This is a genomic window from Dehalococcoidia bacterium (assembly GCA_035574915.1).
Lineage (GTDB): Bacteria > Chloroflexota > Dehalococcoidia > DSTF01 > WHTK01 > DATLYJ01.
Map to the genome: position 1 here is coordinate 1 of DATLYJ010000096.1, position 15,400 is coordinate 15,400.

At 67.5% G+C, this 15,400-nt stretch carries 17 protein-coding genes; 7 read left to right on the forward strand and 10 right to left on the reverse strand.

Annotated elements, in window-relative coordinates; translation table 11 throughout:
• Positions 1–406, forward strand: a 406-nt coding sequence (locus VNN10_09120; protein ID HXH22178.1) for a nuclear transport factor 2 family protein, incomplete at its 5' end; no start/stop codon positions are given.
• Positions 407–412: 6 nt separating this feature from the next.
• On the opposite strand, the gene VNN10_09125 is transcribed toward VNN10_09120, so the two are convergent.
• Together VNN10_09125 and coaE are read right to left on the reverse strand one after the other, a co-directional pair.
• Entirely contained in the window at positions 413–907 is a 495-nt protein-coding gene (locus VNN10_09125; protein ID HXH22179.1) for a DUF6391 domain-containing protein, read from the reverse strand.
• Positions 908–1,113: 206 nt separating this feature from the next.
• Positions 1,114–1,830 carry a dephospho-CoA kinase gene (coaE, locus tag VNN10_09130; protein ID HXH22180.1) on the reverse strand — a complete coding sequence of 239 codons (717 nt, stop codon included), beginning with the start codon at positions 1,828–1,830 and terminating at the stop codon, positions 1,114–1,116.
• Positions 1,831–2,192: 362 nt separating this feature from the next.
• Here coaE and VNN10_09135 point away from each other — a divergent pair, with 362 nt between their 5' ends.
• From VNN10_09135 to VNN10_09145, 3 genes are all read left to right on the forward strand, one after another.
• The gene (locus VNN10_09135; protein HXH22181.1) at positions 2,193–2,516 is read left to right on the forward strand and encodes a GYD domain-containing protein; all 324 of its coding nucleotides are present in this window, start codon (positions 2,193–2,195) and stop codon (positions 2,514–2,516) included.
• Positions 2,517–2,668: 152 nt separating this feature from the next.
• Entirely contained in the window at positions 2,669–3,997 is a 1,329-nt protein-coding gene (locus VNN10_09140; GenBank protein ID HXH22182.1) for an amidase, read from the forward strand.
• The gene (locus VNN10_09145; GenBank protein ID HXH22183.1) at positions 3,997–4,440 is read left to right on the forward strand and encodes an NUDIX hydrolase; all 444 of its coding nucleotides are present in this window, start codon (positions 3,997–3,999) and stop codon (positions 4,438–4,440) included. Before VNN10_09140 ends, VNN10_09145 begins: the two co-directional genes overlap by 1 nt.
• A gap of 164 nt (positions 4,441–4,604) precedes the next feature.
• Here the strand turns inward: VNN10_09145 and VNN10_09150 are convergent, their stop codons facing one another.
• From VNN10_09150 to VNN10_09160, 3 genes are read right to left on the reverse strand one after another with little or no spacing between them, the layout of a single operon-like run.
• On the reverse strand, positions 4,605–5,606 hold the full coding sequence (locus tag VNN10_09150; GenBank protein HXH22184.1) for an ABC transporter permease: 1,002 nt from the start codon (positions 5,604–5,606) through the stop codon (positions 4,605–4,607).
• A gap of 16 nt (positions 5,607–5,622) precedes the next feature.
• The gene (locus VNN10_09155; GenBank protein ID HXH22185.1) at positions 5,623–6,582 is read right to left on the reverse strand and encodes an ABC transporter permease; all 960 of its coding nucleotides are present in this window, start codon (positions 6,580–6,582) and stop codon (positions 5,623–5,625) included.
• 47 nt (positions 6,583–6,629) lie between these two features.
• A complete protein-coding gene (locus VNN10_09160; GenBank protein HXH22186.1) occupies positions 6,630–8,447 on the reverse strand; it encodes an ABC transporter substrate-binding protein in 1,818 nt (605 codons plus the stop codon).
• A gap of 442 nt (positions 8,448–8,889) precedes the next feature.
• Between VNN10_09160 and VNN10_09165 the strand changes: the two genes are divergently transcribed.
• Together VNN10_09165 and VNN10_09170 are read left to right on the forward strand one after the other, a co-directional pair.
• On the forward strand, positions 8,890–9,546 hold the full coding sequence (locus VNN10_09165) for an HAD-IA family hydrolase (GenBank protein ID HXH22187.1): 657 nt from the start codon (positions 8,890–8,892) through the stop codon (positions 9,544–9,546).
• Positions 9,528–10,088 (forward strand): histidine phosphatase family protein, encoded by a 561-nt coding sequence (locus VNN10_09170; GenBank protein HXH22188.1) that lies wholly within the window; start codon positions 9,528–9,530, stop codon positions 10,086–10,088. Before VNN10_09165 ends, VNN10_09170 begins: the two co-directional genes overlap by 19 nt.
• On the opposite strand, the gene VNN10_09175 is transcribed toward VNN10_09170, so the two are convergent.
• The 5 genes from VNN10_09175 to VNN10_09195 all read right to left on the reverse strand — a co-directional run bounded on the left by VNN10_09175 (position 10,085) and on the right by VNN10_09195 (position 15,131).
• Positions 10,085–10,663 (reverse strand): hypothetical protein, encoded by a 579-nt coding sequence (locus VNN10_09175; protein ID HXH22189.1) that lies wholly within the window; start codon positions 10,661–10,663, stop codon positions 10,085–10,087. The two genes, VNN10_09170 and VNN10_09175, sit on opposite strands and share 4 nt — an antisense overlap.
• A 269-nt stretch (positions 10,664–10,932) precedes the next feature.
• Positions 10,933–11,196 (reverse strand): MoaD/ThiS family protein, encoded by a 264-nt coding sequence (locus tag VNN10_09180; protein ID HXH22190.1) that lies wholly within the window; start codon positions 11,194–11,196, stop codon positions 10,933–10,935.
• Between the two features lie 117 nt (positions 11,197–11,313).
• The gene (locus VNN10_09185) at positions 11,314–13,611 is read right to left on the reverse strand and encodes a xanthine dehydrogenase family protein molybdopterin-binding subunit (GenBank protein HXH22191.1); all 2,298 of its coding nucleotides are present in this window, start codon (positions 13,609–13,611) and stop codon (positions 11,314–11,316) included.
• Positions 13,612–13,783: 172 nt separating this feature from the next.
• Positions 13,784–14,260, reverse strand: a complete 477-nt coding sequence (locus VNN10_09190) for a (2Fe-2S)-binding protein (GenBank protein HXH22192.1) — start codon at positions 14,258–14,260, stop codon at positions 13,784–13,786.
• A 1-nt stretch (position 14,261) separates the two neighbouring features.
• Positions 14,262–15,131 (reverse strand): xanthine dehydrogenase family protein subunit M, encoded by an 870-nt coding sequence (locus VNN10_09195; GenBank protein HXH22193.1) that lies wholly within the window; start codon positions 15,129–15,131, stop codon positions 14,262–14,264.
• 163 nt (positions 15,132–15,294) lie between these two features.
• Here VNN10_09195 and VNN10_09200 point away from each other — a divergent pair, with 163 nt between their 5' ends.
• Positions 15,295–15,396, forward strand: a complete 102-nt coding sequence (locus tag VNN10_09200; GenBank protein HXH22194.1) for a C2H2-type zinc finger protein — start codon at positions 15,295–15,297, stop codon at positions 15,394–15,396.
• Positions 15,397–15,400 lie beyond the last annotated feature (4 nt).

Sequence of the window (15,400 nt, forward strand, 5' to 3'; positions counted from 1 at the left end):
ACTACGCCGGAGGTGGACCGTGGCGCACCCAAACGCAGAGATCCTGCGCAGGATCGACGAGGCGCAGGCCAGTGGAGACCTCGAGGCTCTCTTCGCCAACTTCACGGAGGACATCAAGGGTCACGTGATGGGCCGCAACTCCCTTGCCGGCGACTTCGAGGGCAAGGAGAAGATGCAGGAGGTCTTCGGCAGGTTCATGTCGGCCATGGGCGACTACAGCTTCGAGAACCACGCCTACCTGGCGGACGACGAGCACGGCGTAGCCCTGCAGACATCGAAGGCCCAGCGCGGTGGCAAGACCCTCGAGCTACAGGAAGCCTTCATCTGCCACTTCCGCGGCGGCAAGGTCTCCGAGATGTGGTACGTACCGCTGGACCAGGCCGCCTTCGACGCCTGGGTCGGCTGAGGCGCCCTAGGCGGGCGCGCCCGCCCTCGATGTCAGCACCTTGTGCACCGAGCCGTTGTTCCGCCGCTCGACACCGACGATCTCCGTGTCGGCGAGGTCGGGGCTGGTCGTGAGGTGCTTCTGCAGCAGCCGGCCCAGGGGCTGCGATAGCGTCACGGCCACGATGCCGGCGAGCATCGCGTTCGGCACTTTCTCGCCGCGCGAGCCGCCTCCGCTCACCGCCAGCGAAGCCAGGCTGGCAACGATCCCCGCGGTCACGATGTTCGTGCCGCACAGAGGCGTCACCGCCCAGAAAGACTCGCCGCGCTTCAGGCGCGCCAACCCTTCGGCGGCGCACTCCTGCAGCGAGTTGGTCGGCACGTTGCCGTAGATGTAGAAGCCGTCGTTGACGGCGCGGCCCACAAGCCTCAGGTCCGGCCCCAACCTCGCCAGCAAGAGCTGCACCGTTGCGTGCTCCAGCGCATGGTTCCGGCGCACGTTAGCTACGAATCTGCCCAGCATCAACCCCTCCAGGTCCTCCCGCCGTCCGAGTATAGCATCGGCTCTCGGCCCGGACCGCCGCCGCGAGAGGTGTTGGGCGGAGCCGGGGAAGAGAAGCTGGCCCAGGTCTCCGGTGGTCAGAAATGCGGGCGAAGCGTTGTCGTGGTCGGTGGGAGCCTCCCTCTTGCACTCCGGCCACCGACCACTACTTCCGATATGCCGCCTGCCTAGCCCTGTCCCTGTGGCCTCCCTTGTCCCGGCGCGGCGCCCTGCGCCCGCATCTGGGCCATGCGCTGCTCGTTCCAGGCGTCGTACTTGCGCGGCGGCAGCTTGCCGGCGCGGTAGAGGTCATACGTCTCCTTGTAGACGCGCCGGACCTCTTCGATCAGCTCCTCGAGGCTGCCGTCGTTATGGAAGATGTGGTCGGAGGCCGGGGCGCGCAGCTCCCAGGGCCGCTGGCCGTCGACCCGCTGCGTCGCCTCTTCGATGGTGAACTGGTTGCGGGCCATAACCCGCTCGATCGCCTTCTCGCGTTGAGTCGTCACCAGCCAGGTGCACTCGCACCAGGCGGAGTATCCCGCCTCGATCAGGTTCACCGCCTCCATGACGGCGACGGCGTCCTCGGGCAGTTCCTGGCGCCACCTGTCGATCACGCCCTTGACCTCGGCGCCGATGTTGCCGATCGCCCGTGTGAGCTTGCCCATCTCTTCCGGCTTGCCGAAGGTCTTCGCGCCCAACTTGCGCCTGTCGATGTAGCCGTCCGGCCCGACGATGTCCTCGCCGAAGATCGCGACGATGCGGTCGAAGGCCGGCTTCCCGGGGTCGTACATGCGGTGCACCAGCGGGTCCGCGTCGCAGTGGACCGCGCCCATCTCGACCATGGTGCGGGCCACAGTGCTCTTGCCCGAGGCGATTGACCCGGTGAGCCCTATTACGAGAGGCATGCTTCGCTCCTTGCCGTTCGGGATGCGGGGCGGGTCGAATATGCCGCAGCCGACGATTGCAGGCAAGGTGGCTCAGCCCGCGTCATGGCTGGCAGGACTAGAACTTGCGTCCGGGGGCTCAGCGCATCAATAGTCGGCCAGGTTGCGGTGCGAGGACCAGAAGGAGGCTAACAGGGGTCACAGCAAGCCTCAGCCGCTCCGCCTGGTCCAACCTCCTGCGATCCTGATTCCTTCCCGCCGGGCAGTGTTGCCGGTGGCACGACGCGGTGAGCTTGGTCCTCCCACGACCCGCGACTCGCCACTCTGACGGCGAGCGTCAGACTGTGCTACCGTTCCGCAAACCAGCATGGGAGGGACCGAAAATGCCGGCATACCTGCTCCAGGTGGCTTATACGTCCGAGGCATGGGCCGCCATGGTCAAGAACCCCCAGGACCGGATCGCCATGGTGGCGCCCGCTGTCGAGGGTCTAGGCGGCAGGGTCATTGCGGGCTACTTTGCCTTCGGCGAGTACGACGTGGTGGCGCTTCTGGAGATGCCCGACAACGTTTCGGCTGCAGCGTTCGCAATCGCTGCGGCGGCCGGCGGCGCGGTCAAAGCTGTCAAGACGACTCCACTCATGAGCTCAGCAGAGGCGATGGAGGCCTCGAGGAAGGCCGCGGGCTCCGCGTACCGGCCGCCGCAATGACCTCTCGGACCGCGGCCGCGGCCTCCGCGCCAGTTCAGGCAGGGGAGGCCGGCTTCCGCGATCTTGGCGTCTGCGATCAGCCCGGATGGCGCGCTGCCTGACCGACACCCGGCCGGGTGTCCTGACCGCCGGCAATTGCCTACACTGCCGTCGTGCGCACTGCCATCGAAGAGGCGAAGCAAGTCCGGATGGGCGAGCGCTCGCCCCTCGACCTCGTCGAGGAGGCGCTGCGCCGGATCGACGCGGTCGATGGCCGCGTGCGCGCGTGGGTAGAGGTCGACCGCTCGCGCGCCCTCCTGACGGCACGCCAGCGGTACGATGGCTCGCGCCACGGCACCGCAGTCGGCGAGCTTATCGGCGTCCCTGTCGGCATCAAGGACATCATCGATGTCGACGGTCTGCCAACTCGCGCGGGGGCCCCCGAGTTCGCGCACTACACGCCGCAGCGGGCGGCCACGGTGGTCGAGAGGCTGCGCCAGGAGGGCGCGATCATCCTTGGCAAGACGGCAACCACTCAGTTCGCCTATTCGGACCCGGCCCCGACCCGCAACCCCTGGGACCTGGAGCGCACGCCTGGCGGCTCCTCTTCCGGATCCGCCGCCGCCGTCGCCGCCGGCATGGCGCACGTCGCGCTGGGCACACAGACCGTGGGCTCGGTGCTCCGCCCTGCCGCCTATTGCGGCGTCGTCGGCCTCAAGGCGACGCACGGCCGGGTGAGCACGGCCGGCGTCATTCCCCTCGCCTGGAGCCTCGACCACGTGGGCGTGTTCGCGCGCTGCGTTGCGGACGCTGCCCTCACCCTCGAGGTCATCGCCGGCCATGACCCCGCCGACCCTCGCTCCTCCGAGGCCCCGGTGCCGCCGATGGCGCCCTCCGGCAGGAAGCCGCCGCGGCTCGCCTTGCTCCGCGGCTTCTGGGAAGCGCGGGCCTCCGACGAGATTGCCCGTCACATCGAGGACGTCGCGGTTCGTCTCGCCAGCTCGGGCGCGACCATTGCCGATGTCGAGGCGCCCTTCTCAATCGAAGACGTCCTCGCGATATCGCAGCCGGTCATGCGCTTCGAGGCCGCCCGCTACCACCGCGACGCCTTCGCGAAGCATGCCGGTGAGTACGCTCCCGGAATCCGCGGTCTCATCGAAGCCGGCCTCAGAACCTCCGAGCAGGAGTACGAGGCGGCGCGCGCGCGCCAGGAGGACCTGCGCGCCGCGATTACGGCGCTCCTGGAAGGCCACGACGCCCTGTTGCTGCCCGTCGCGCCGTCACCGGCGCCGCCAGGGCTGCAATCGACGGGAGACCCGGCATTCTGCGCCCCGGCCTCCACCGCCGGCCTGCCGGCAATCTCCCTGCCCAGCGGCCTGAGCGCCGAGCGCCTGCCCCTCGCGGTGCAGCTGATCGGCCGCGCGTTCGAAGAGCCGTCGCTGCTCGATGCCGCCGCCTGGGTCGAAGCGCGTCTCGGGTTCGACGAGCGCCCGCCGCTCTAGTGGAAGGCCGCCGCTACATCGTGAACGTCGAGGCCTTTGTCTATCACGAGGGCCGATATCTCATGATCGTGCGCGGGGCGACCGAAGAGATTGCTCCCGGCACCCTGACGCCCCCGGGCGGAAAGGTCGACGCGGTTGGCCTCGTGCAGGACGTGCTGGAGAAGACGTTGCGCCGCGAAGTCCTCGAGGAGGCCGGCGTCGAAGTCGAGGACGATGTCGCGTACGTCGAGAGTCACTCCTTCGACGCCTCCGACGTCACGATCGTCGACCTCGTATTCCTGGCCCGCTATCGCAGCGGCGAGCCCTCCCCCGCTGACGCCGAGGAGGTAGCCGGCATCGAGTGGCTGACCTACGACGAGGTCATGGCAGACTCGCGGGCGATGCCCTGGACCCGCGAGAGCCTGAAGCGGGCCGAGGCCGTGCGCCGGGCGCGAGGATGGTGACGCCCTGAGCTGAGGCCGCCTCGAGCAGGAAGAGTCGCATCTCGCCGCCTTCGGCCGTCGGCGCCTGCGCGGCCGCGTGTCGTACCTTGCGCCGCCGGTGGAGCGCGGCGGCGCGTGGACCTCCGGCCGCTCTCAAAAGTTACGGTGGTGGCTTCCCGCGGGCCTCACCTGCCGCGCAACCGGGGGTCCAGTTCGTCGCGCAGGGCGTCGCCGGCAAGGTTGAAGCCGAGCACGGCAAGCGTGATCGCAAGCCCCGCGAACACGGACTCCCAGGGATGCAGGTCAAGGGTGTGACGACCGTTGTTCACCATCTTGCCCCAGGTCGTCTGGTCGGCCGGGCCCAGGCCCAGGAAAGAGAGCCCGGCCTCCGCCAGGATGTAGAGGCCGATGCTGATGGAGAATATGACTACCACCGTCGCGAAGATGTTCGGCAGCACGTGGCGCAGCATCAGGCGCAGGTCACTCGCGCCGTAGGAGCGCGCCGCTTCCACGTATGCCATCTGGGAGACCGAGAGCACGGTCGAGCGCACTACGCGCGTCGAGCTGGCGAAGCCCAGGAAGCCCAGGACGGCTACCGTCAGCGCCAGGCTGGGTTGGTCGACCACGGACACGAGCAGCAGGAGCAACACCAGCCCGGGGAAGGCGAACACGGCATCGACGAAGCGCTGCAGGATCAGGTCTACAAGTCCGCCGAAGTAACCGGAGATCGTCCCCAGCACGGTGCCGGCGGCCACGGAGATGAACGACGCCCCTACACCGATGATCACGGCCAGGCGCGCGCCGGCGATGATGCGGGCGTAGATGTCGCGCCCAAACTGGTCCGTGCCAAGCCAGTGCTCGCCGGTCAGGGGCGGCTCCCAGCGCCTGAGTATGACCGGCGACGTGTACTGCTTCTGCGGATTGGCCACGATGTCCAGCGGGCTCGCCAGCGGGTTGTAGTCCGGGTTCGCGGTCTCAAACGTCTGCGTGTCGCCGTATCGCTTGATCAGCGGGCCGAACAGGGCAGCGGCGAGCACGATCATCACCAGGGCCATGCCGAACGCGCCCAGGCGGTTGCGGTCGGCCATCCGCCAGAGCGCCTGCAACGCACGCCTGACGGAGGCGCCGCTACGGTAATCGAAGTCGATTACCGGTGAGACCTCGATGGCTTGCTGCCTTTCCGTCAAATCTCGCCCCTCAGCCCTACGTGTAGCGGATACGCGGGTCCAGCCAGGCGTACATGACGTCCACGGCCAGGTTCACTGTCACCACGACGGTCGCGATTATGAGCACCGTCCCCTGGAAGGGCGGGAAGTCGCGCGTGTTGAGACTGGTGAAGAGGAATCGCCCCACGCCGTCGATGTTGAACATGTTCTCGAGGATGATCTGGCCGCTGATGAGCCCGCCGAGCGTGAACCCGAAGACGGTCAGGACAGGCAACATCGCGTTCTTTAGGGCGTGGTGCAGCCAGACGTTCCGGTCCCGCAGGCCCTTCGAGCGGGCAGTCCGGATGTAGTCCTGGCGCATGACCTCCAGCATCTGCGAGCGCAGGATGCGCATGACCCCGGCCCCGCCGGCGATGCCCCCGGCGAGGGCCGGGATGGCGTAGAGCTTCACGGCGGCCTCGGGGTCTGTCCACAGGTTGGGCCGGCCCACGACGTCGATCTCGAACAAAGACAGCTTGACCACCAGGAGCGACAGGAACAGGGCAGTCACGAACTGGGGCATGGCCACACCAAGGACCGCGAAGCCTCGCAGGACGTAATCGAGCCACTGGTTCTGTTTCACGGCGCTGAGGACGCCGATCGGGATGCTCATCGAGTAGGCGATGAGCATCGTGGCCACGCTGAGCTGCAACGTGGGCCCCAGACGCCTCGATACCTCCTGCCAGGTGCTCCTGTGGGTCTCGTAAGACCGGCCCAGGTCGCCGGTGGCAAGGTCGCCCAGGAAGATGACGTACTGCTGCCAGAGCGGCTTGTCCAGCCCCAACTCCTTGCGGGCCTGCTGGACCGCCGCTGTCTGGTCCGTTATCTCCAGGCTGGTCGCCAGGCGCTTCTCGGCGAAGTCGCTCGGGAGCGCCCGCGTCGCGAAAAACACCAGCGAGGCTACGAACAGGAGGACAACGAAATTGAGTATCAACCTCCTGCCGATGTAGTTCGTCAAGAGCTACTCCCGGGATGCAGCGCTATGCGCCGCGCCTGTTTCTCCCCCTACACCACTGCCCTGTTCCGGATGGCCGGGTCATAGGTCGGGTCGGACGGGTCTATCCAGCCGCGGCCGGCGTGCAGGTGCCCGGCGAACAGCGCCCACCCCGAGGCCGGCTTGCCTGGGCCGCCCGGATCCTTCAGGAACGGGTGGTAGTAGTTCCAGAAGGCCGACCGCCCGATGTAGTTGTAGAGCATTATGTTCCCGTACTGGCCGTTGTCCAGGATGATCTTCTGCGCCTGAGTGATCAGGCTCTTCGCCTTCGTCTCGTCTACAGTTGCCAGTGCGTCGGCGGTCAGCTTGTCCAGCTCCGCGTTCCGCACGTTCTGGTAGTTGCCGCTGCCTTTCGAGTTGAAGGTGATGAACAGTCCCTGACGCGGGTCGGGGGTGCTCACCTGGCTCGTCCAGGCCAGCCAGTTCGCGAAGGTCCCCCTGGGCAGCAGCGGGATGACGTCGTCGTTGTAGGTTCCCCTGGTCGACTTGAACTGAGTGACGCCAAGGGCCTCGTTGAACATCTTCACGATGAACTGCTGAGTGTCGGGATAGGGCCCGAGCCAGGTGTCGATGGACTTGATGTCCACGTCGCCGAGGGCAGGGCCGCCGCCGGCGCTCCAGAGCTGCCTGGCCTCCCTGATGTCCTCGTCCCGGGTCACCCGATAGCCGGGGTACTTGACCAACTCCTCCGGCTTCAGCGCCCAACCGTCCTGGATCCAGGTGACCGGCCCGCTCACCTGGCCGAGCCCGGCGTGGAACGTCTGGATCATCAGCCGCCGGTCAACCGCAGCATTCACCGCCCTGACCAGGCGGACGTCCTTGAACTGGGTATTCATGTTCAGGTGCAGGAAGACCGGGTTGGCGATCCCGGTCAGGACTTCCTGCATCTTGCCCTTGTTCGCCTCCAGGATGGCGAGCGTGACGGCCGTGTCCGGCGCGCCCCAGGAGTCGATCTGCTTCTGCTCGAAGGCCAGCCTGGCGGCCGCCGGGTCGGCGAACAGGCCGATCGGCAGGATCATGCCGTCGAGCAAGGGCTCTCCCTTGCGGAAGTGGTCCGGGTTCTTCTTGATGTGGACGTCCTCGTTGGCACGCCATTGCCTGATCATGAAGGGGCCGGTTGCCGGCATGGCGTCGGTGCGCAGCGTGTTGTGGTCTTTTTCGAAGGCCTCCGTGGCCTCGCGGTTGGGGACAGTCGAGCGGAACGCTGCCAGCGTGTGCAGGAAGTCGGCCTGCACGCTCGGCAGGGTGACCTTGATCGTGAAGTCGTCGGTCGCCTCTACCTTCGAGTCCTTGTAGATCGATTGGAAGCGGAACGGGACTTCGGAACCGTCCGCGAGCTTCCCGGCCGCCTGGCGCTCGAAGTGCCACTTGATGTCCTGCGCGTTCAGCTGCCGCCCTTTGGTGAGCGGCGTCTCCTGCCACTTCACGTCTCTGCGGATCCGGAAAGTGTACGTCTGGGCGTCCGGCGTCTCCCACCTCTCCGCCAGGTCGCCGCCGATCACTCCCGCGTCCGGGTTCTCATAGCGGACCACCTTGCTCAGGACGTAGTTCGAGAGCCACTGCACCTCGTCCCTGAAGGCGCGGTGCACGTCCACCGAGTCGAACTGCGAGCCGCCGAGCCAGATGTTACGCTGCACGCCCCCGGCGACTGGCGTCTTGCCTCCAGTCTGTCCCTGGCCCTGCTGGCCGGAGGTCCCTTTCTCGTCGCCGCCGCACCCGACTGCGCCGAGGGCGGCCGCGCCCACTCCGATCGTTGCGGCGCCCAGGAGCGCGCGCCGCCGCGTGATCTCGCGCCTCGAGAACCTGCTCCAGTAACCGGGCGTTGCCATGAGCTCCTCCTTGGCCTTGCCGTTCGCAGAGGCTCCGCGAGGTCCTCCGCGGGCTCTTCATCCGCCGACAAGACTCCTTACCGGAGGGTCATCGGCTTGTCGAATTGAGGGATTGTAAGCGTTTACTCAAACTACGCTTGCGCGCCTTCCTTGGTTCTGCAAAGAATTGCCACTTGGCCCTCCTTTGTCAATAGGCCTCGCCTCGCCGAAGCAGTCGCGTGGCAAGATGATATTCCACCAGGCGATATAATCGCGACCTGCGCCTCCTTGTCAATAGGCCGCGCCAAGGTTGCCTGGCTGCCTTCCTTCGGGTAGAAAACTCCGAGATGACGAGCACCAACTCAGCTCCCGCCAGCGGGGTCCGCGGCTCCTTGCCTCTCCGGCTACGGGACTGCCTGGAGACCTCGACGTACAAGGCCGTCCTACCGCCGGAGCACGGCCCGTGACCCTTCGCGCCGTGATCTTCGACTTCGACTTCACGCTAGTCGACTCATCCCGCGGCTTCATCGACTGCCACGAGTACGCCTGTCGCCACCTGGACCTGCCGGCGGTCAGCCCGGAAGCGTCTATGGCCCTGATGGGGACGCCTCTTCTGGAGGCCTTCAAGCTGCTGTTCCCGGCCGAGCACCACCCGGCCGCAGACGACTACGTCAAGCTCTGGCAGATGCGCGCCGACGAGGTCATGACCGACCTCACCGAGGTCTTCCCGGACGCGCCTCGCACGGTGGCGGAATTGCGGCGTCAGGGCCTCAGGCTCGGCATCGTCAGCCAGAAGCTGAGGCGGCGCATCGAGGCGGTCCTCGAGCGCGACGGCCTCGCCGCCTGCTTTGATGTCGTCATCGGCGGCGAGGACATCTCCGAGTTCAAGCCTCACCCCGAGGGCCTGGAGAAAGCCCTCGCCAGCCTCGGCGCCCTCCCGGCCGAAGCGATGTACGTCGGCGACACAGTCATCGACGCTCAGGCGGCCGCCAACGCCCACGTGCCTTTCGTCGCGGTGCTCAGCGGTGTCACCCCGGCGGAAGCGTTTCTCCCCTTCAAGCCCCTTGCCGTGCTGGCGGACATCAGAGGACTGCCCGAGCTGTGCCGAAGCTCCTGCTGATCAAGCACTCCCTGCCGGACGTGCGTCCGGAGCATCCGCCTTCACGCTGGCGCCTTTCTCCCGAGGGCTCGCGCCGGGCGCTCGACCTCGCGGAAGCGCTCCGGCTGTTCGGCCTCGCCCGCCTCTACGCCAGCAGCGAGCCGAAGGCGTCTCAGACCGCGGCCCTCGTGGCCGAGCGCCTCGGCGTCCCCTGGGAGGCGCGCGGAGGACTCGAGGAGCACCACCGCGACCATGAGCCCTTCCTGCCGGAGGAGGAGTTTCAGGAGCGCGTCGCAGCGTTGTTCGCCCGCCCTTCCGAGCGGGTCTTCGGGGATGAATCCGCCGACGAAGCACGGGCGCGGTTCGCCGCCGCCGTGGAGGCGCTGGTGGCGGACGACGACGTTGGCATCGTCGCCCATGGCACCGTGATCAGCCTCCTCGTCGCCGCGAAGTCTGGCCTCGACGCCTTCTCACTGTGGCGACGCCTTGGCCTGCCATCGTATGTGGTGCTGGAGACGCCCTCCTGGCGGGTCGTGGAGGTCGTAGAGGAAGTAGAGGACTAGCGCACTTCGGCAAGTAGGCCGTAGCTGACGTCACCGGCGGCAAAGAAGAGCCTGATTTCGACGACGTACCTGCCGGGAGGGAGGTCGAGCCCGAACTCCACCCTGTCGGCTGACACCGACGCATCGAGGCGCCTTCCGGTGCCCGGCTGGAGGCTCCAGACCAGTTCGGCGCCTGTGGTACTCAGGGGCTGAGGCGGCGCCTGCCAGGCATTGACGCTGCCTTCTCGGATCGTCGTTCCGGCCGCCGGATTCGCCACGGTGACCCCTGCGCCGCGTGGCACGACTAGCGCCTGGCTGCCGGTGACCGGCCCTACCGCGTCGACACAGAGCCCGCCGCGCGACGGCTCGGTCCAACAGTAGGTGCCGATGCCCAGGACGGCCATCGCGCCGCCAGCGGCGCTGGCCCTTGCCTGCGGCGGGCGCACCAGCGGGACAGGCCGGGCGGACGGCGTGGCAGTTGCGCCGGCGACCCTGGTCTCCTCCGGCGCCCGTGGTGTCGAGCCAGGAGAGGTCCCCCCGGCGCCGTCGCCGCACGCGGCCAGAACCACGGCGAGGAAGCACGACAGCGTAAGCAAGGATCGCATCACTGCTGTCAAGACGTCTGCGGCGGCCACTTTGTTCCCGTCCACGCGGATGCCCTGGCGGACGTGCGGCCAGCACTTCCGCCAGGGCTCCCCGGGCTCGAGTGGAAAGCGCTCCCATCTCCTTCGAGGATGTATCCACCTGCGACCCCGCGCGGGTACTCTCGCCGGGGTTAGCGCTGTCTGGAGGGAGTGCTGCAAGAGCCGGAGCAAGCGGCGCTTTCAGGCCGCGCTTCGCCAGCCTGGCCCGACGAGCCGGGCGCTCATCCGCCGCCCATCGCGGGCATGATGTGCACCACGCTACCGTCACGCACGCGCGCCAACAGGCCGTCCTCGGTGATCTCGTCGTCGATTGAGACGGCGATCCCCGGTCGCAGGTCGTCGTCGTAGACGATGCGGTCGCGCAACTCCGGGTAATGCCGCCCCAGGTTCTCGAAGACCTGGCGCAGGCTGGCGCCCTCGACCTCCACCCGCTCGACGCCGCCGCTGAACCGCCTCAGGGGCGATGGGATGACGACGGTGACCATGCCCAATCCCTCGGGATGCCGATGAACGTAGGACCTGCAAGCCGCCGGACCAGCTGGCCGAGATGTCGTCAGTCCTCCGGCCTCAGGTCCGCCCGCGTCCTCCTCCGGCCCTCCGCCCTACCGCTCCTTGTCCAGAAGTGCCTCCAGGACAACGCGCGGGGACATGGGCGCCTTGTAGAGGTTCACGCCGATGGCATCCGCGATCGCGGCCTGGATCGCCGGCATGGGCGGGACTATCGGCACCTCGCCGACGCCGCGCACGCCGTAGGGGTGGCCGGGGTTCGGCACTTCGACCAGTACGGTGTCGATCATCGGCAGGTCTAGCGTGGTCGGCATGCGGTAGTCCAGGAAGCTGGCGTTCTGCATCCGGCCGTCCGGGCCCCAGTAGTACTCCTCGGTCAGCGCCATCCCTACTCCCTGGGCGACGCCACCCTGGATCTGCCCCTCGACGTAGGACGGATGTATGGCCGTACCTACGTCCTGGACAGCCGTGTAGCGCAGGATGGTCACCTTCCCGGTCTCGCGGTCGACTTCGACATCGACGATGTGGCCGCCGTAAGCCGGCCCCGCGCCCTGCTTCTGCGTCGTCAGGCCTGCGGAGATGGCGCCACCGGTGCGCGCCAGCCGTCCGGCGATCTCCTTGAAGGACATCTCTCGCGGCTTGCCTTCAGCGTCGGCAGGCCCGCGGATCACGCCGTCGTCGCCGTAAGTCACCTGGTCCTCGGGCACCTCCCAGATGCGGGCGGCGCGCTCCGTCAGCTTCTTGCGCAGCTCCAGGCCGAGTTCGTACATCGTCCAGCCGATGGCGAAGGCGGACGAACTGCCGCCGGTGAGGCCCGTCGCGCCGATGTCGTCGGTCCCGACCACGTGCGGGTGCACCTGCTCGGCCGAGATGCCCAGCGTCTCGGCCAGCATCATCGCCATCGCTGCCCGCGTGCCGCCGATGTCGACGTTGCCGACCACCAGCTTGATCGTGCCGTCAGGGTTGATCGCCGCCGTCGCGCTGCGCTCGCCGCCGACGTTACCCCAGAACCCCATCGCGACGCCGCGGCCGCGGTCCGGGCCCTGGATCTCGGACTTGTAATGAGGGTGGTCCTTCATAGCCTGCATGACCTCGACAGCGCCGATGCGGCCGAATTTCTGGCCGGTAGGGCGCGGCGTGCCTTCTTTGGCGGCGTTCTTGAGGCGCAGGTCGATCGGGTCTATGTCCAGTTGCTTGGCGATCTCATTGACCACGCTCTCGACCGCGAACTCGGCAGCGGGTGCCCCCGGGGCGCGGTACGCCGCGGTCTTCGGCTTGTTCACGACCACGTCGTAGCCGTCGATCACGTAGTTCTCGATGTCGTAGGGCGCGAGCGCGCAGGTAGCGCCGGCGCCGACGGGCGACCCGGGGAACGCGCCCGCCTCGTAGGCCAGGTAGACCTCGGCCGCGGTCAGGGTGCCGTCCTTCTTCGCGCCCATCTTCACACGTATGTAGGTGCCGGACGTCGGGCCGGTCGCCTCGAAGACCTCGTCCCGGGTCATCATCATCTTCACCGGCTTGCCCGTGATCTTCGAGAACACCGCGGCGATGGGCTCCAGGTACACCACCAACTTGCCGCCGAAGCCGCCGCCGATCTCCATGGGGATCACGTTGATTTGCGAGACCGGTATCTGCAGCAACGTGGCCAGGTTCGCGCGCACCGAGAAGGAGCCCTGCGTACTGCACCAGACGGTGAGCTTGCCGTCCCGGTTCCAGAAAGCCGTGCCGTTGTGCGGCTCGATGTAGCCCTGGTGAAACATGCTCGTCTCGAACTCGCGCTCGACGACGATGTCCGCTGCCGCGAACCCGGCCTGTACGTCCCCGCGCGCGAAGCGCAGGTGGGAGGCGATGTTCGTCGGCTTGTCGGATGGGGTCTGCGAAAGCGGCGCCATGTCCCGCGTCCGCAGGTTCTCGTGCAGCACCGGCGCCGCGTCGGACATGGCCTCACGCACATCGCTCACGACGGGCAGCGGCTCGTATTCGACCTCGATTAGTTCGAGGGCGTCCTCGGCGATGTGGTGGTCGGTCGCGCACACGGCCGCCACCGGCTGGCCCCGGTAAAGCACCTTCTTCGAGGCCATGATGCCCTCGAGCATGAAGCGCGCCGTCGAGACGCCCCCCTCTCCCATGGTCATCGCCGTGTCGCCCGGAGGCGGAAAGTCATCGTGGGTGATCACGGCTTTCACGCCTGGGAGCGCCAGCGCCTTCGACGCGTCGATGCGCTTGATGATGGCGTGGGCATAGGGACTGCGCTTGATGCGCCCGTACAGCATGCCGGGCAACCGCACGTCGATGCCGTATTCGGCGCGGCCGATGACCTTGTCGGTGCCGTCGGGACGGATCGGGCGCGTGCCGATGACCTTGTACTGGGGCTTCTCGGGTGTCGCTACCATTCGGTTACCTCTTCCTGGGGTAGGGGCAGGGTAGGGTCACAGCAGATTCTCACAGATTCCGGATGAAGAATAAAGAACGCAGACGCTTCCAAAACTGCCCGCCCGCGAGGCAGCGCCCGCCGCTCTCGCTCCGGGGCCGTTACGAGCCGAGGATCAGGCTTATCTCTCGCGCCTAGGCGCCGCGTTGGGCTGCCGCCTTCTGGACGGCGCGGATGATCTTGTCATAGCCGGTGCAGCGGCAGAGGTTGCCCGCGAGCCAGAAGCGGATCTCGTGCTCGGACGGGTGCGGGTTCACGTCCAGGAGGGCCTTCGATGCCACCAGGAAGCCCGGCGTGCAGATGCCGCACTGCAGGGCTGCTTCCTCCAGGAAGGCCTCCTGCAGCGGCGTGAGGCCGTCGGCTTCCGCGAGGCCCTCGACGGTCGTGATCTCGGAGCCCTCGACTTCGGCGGCCATCACGCAGCAGCTATTCACCAGGCGGCCGTCCATGATCACGGCGCAGGCGCCGCAGTTGCCGTTGTTGCATCCTTCCTTCGTGCCCGTGAGGCCGATACGTTCCCGCAGGGCGTCCAGGAGGCTGTCGCGCATGTCAGCCATGAACTGCGTCTCTTCGTCGTTGATGGTCGCCGTAATGATGATGCGCTCTGTCACCCTAACCCCCTCTTGCCCGTTCGGCTGCCTTACGGATCATGCGGGCGACGTACACCCCTACCAGGTGCTTGCGCTGGCGGATTGAGCCGCGCATGTCGTCGATGGGGCGCGCGGCCTGTCGCGCCGCCTCCGCTGCCGCCTCGATCGTCGCGTCCGAGAGCGGCTTGCCCACCAGCGCCTCGGCGGCCGCCGGCACCACAAGGGCGGTCGGCGCCACCGCGCCGATGGCGACCTTAGCCCACGAGACCCGGTCGCCCTCGAAGCGGAGCTGCACGCCGGCGTTCACCACGGCGATGTCCATCTCGTTCCGGGGGATGAACCTGTCCCAGGCCGCGCCGCTGTTGCGCGCCGGTGGCGGGAAGTGGATCGAGACCACAAACTCCCCCGGTTGGAGGACGTTCTGGCCCGGGCCGGTGTTGAACTCCTCGACCGGCACCGAGCGCCTGCCCCTGGGCCCCGCTATGTTGGCGACCCCTTCCAGCACGATCATCGCCGGCACCGAGTCCGCGGCCGGCGAGGAGTTGCAGAGGTTGCCGCCCAGGCTGGCGCGGCCCTGTATGGCCGTACCGCCGATCACGCGGCAGGCATCCACGAGGGCCGGATACAGCCGGCTGACCGTCTCGTTGCCGTAGATGCGGTACGCCGGCACGGCCGCGCCGATGGTCAGCCCGCCCGCGGGGTCGAACGTGATCTCGTTCGTCTCGGGTATCGGTTTGATGTCGACGAAAAGGTCGACCTTCCGGCGGCGTTCGCGGGCCTGGACAATGAGGTCGGTGCCGCCGGCAAGCGGGCGGGCCGTTGCGCCGCCCTTCTCCAGCAGCGCTACCGCCTCCTCGACGGAGTTGGCTCTGGTGTATCTGACCTTCTGCAACTGAGACTCCTTGGGGATCCAGCGTAACCCTAACGCTTTGGAAATGGAGAGACAAGACAACGCGCTCCGCGCCCTGATCGGCGTCTGCAAGGCCTTCGCTCGTGTCGCTTGCGCTCCGTAGAGCGGGCAGGCGTTAACGTCGGGCGATGAAGGAGGTGGCGCTATGCAGCAGACCTATCAGTGCAGGCAGTGCGGCCAGAGCTTCCGCTCCCAGCAGGAGTTGGAGGAGCACACCAGGCGCACGCACGGCCAGCAGCACAGCTAGGAGG

What these genes read in the sequence shown, in the direction of transcription:
- VNN10_09135 (HXH22181.1), top strand. Translation starts at nt 2,193, where the DNA reads ATGCCGGCATACCTGCTCCAGGTGGCTTATACGTCCGAGGCATGGGCC.
- VNN10_09200 (HXH22194.1), top strand. Translation starts at nt 15,295, where the DNA reads ATGCAGCAGACCTATCAGTGCAGGCAGTGCGGCCAGAGCTTCCGCTCC.
- VNN10_09160 (HXH22186.1), bottom strand. Translation starts at nt 8,447, where the DNA reads ATGGCAACGCCCGGTTACTGGAGCAGGTTCTCGAGGCGCGAGATCACG.
- VNN10_09185 (HXH22191.1), bottom strand. Translation starts at nt 13,611, where the DNA reads ATGGTAGCGACACCCGAGAAGCCCCAGTACAAGGTCATCGGCACGCGC.
- VNN10_09125 (HXH22179.1), bottom strand. Translation starts at nt 907, where the DNA reads ATGCTGGGCAGATTCGTAGCTAACGTGCGCCGGAACCATGCGCTGGAG.
- VNN10_09180 (HXH22190.1), bottom strand. Translation starts at nt 11,196, where the DNA reads ATGGTCACCGTCGTCATCCCATCGCCCCTGAGGCGGTTCAGCGGCGGC.
- coaE (HXH22180.1), bottom strand. Translation starts at nt 1,830, where the DNA reads ATGCCTCTCGTAATAGGGCTCACCGGGTCAATCGCCTCGGGCAAGAGC.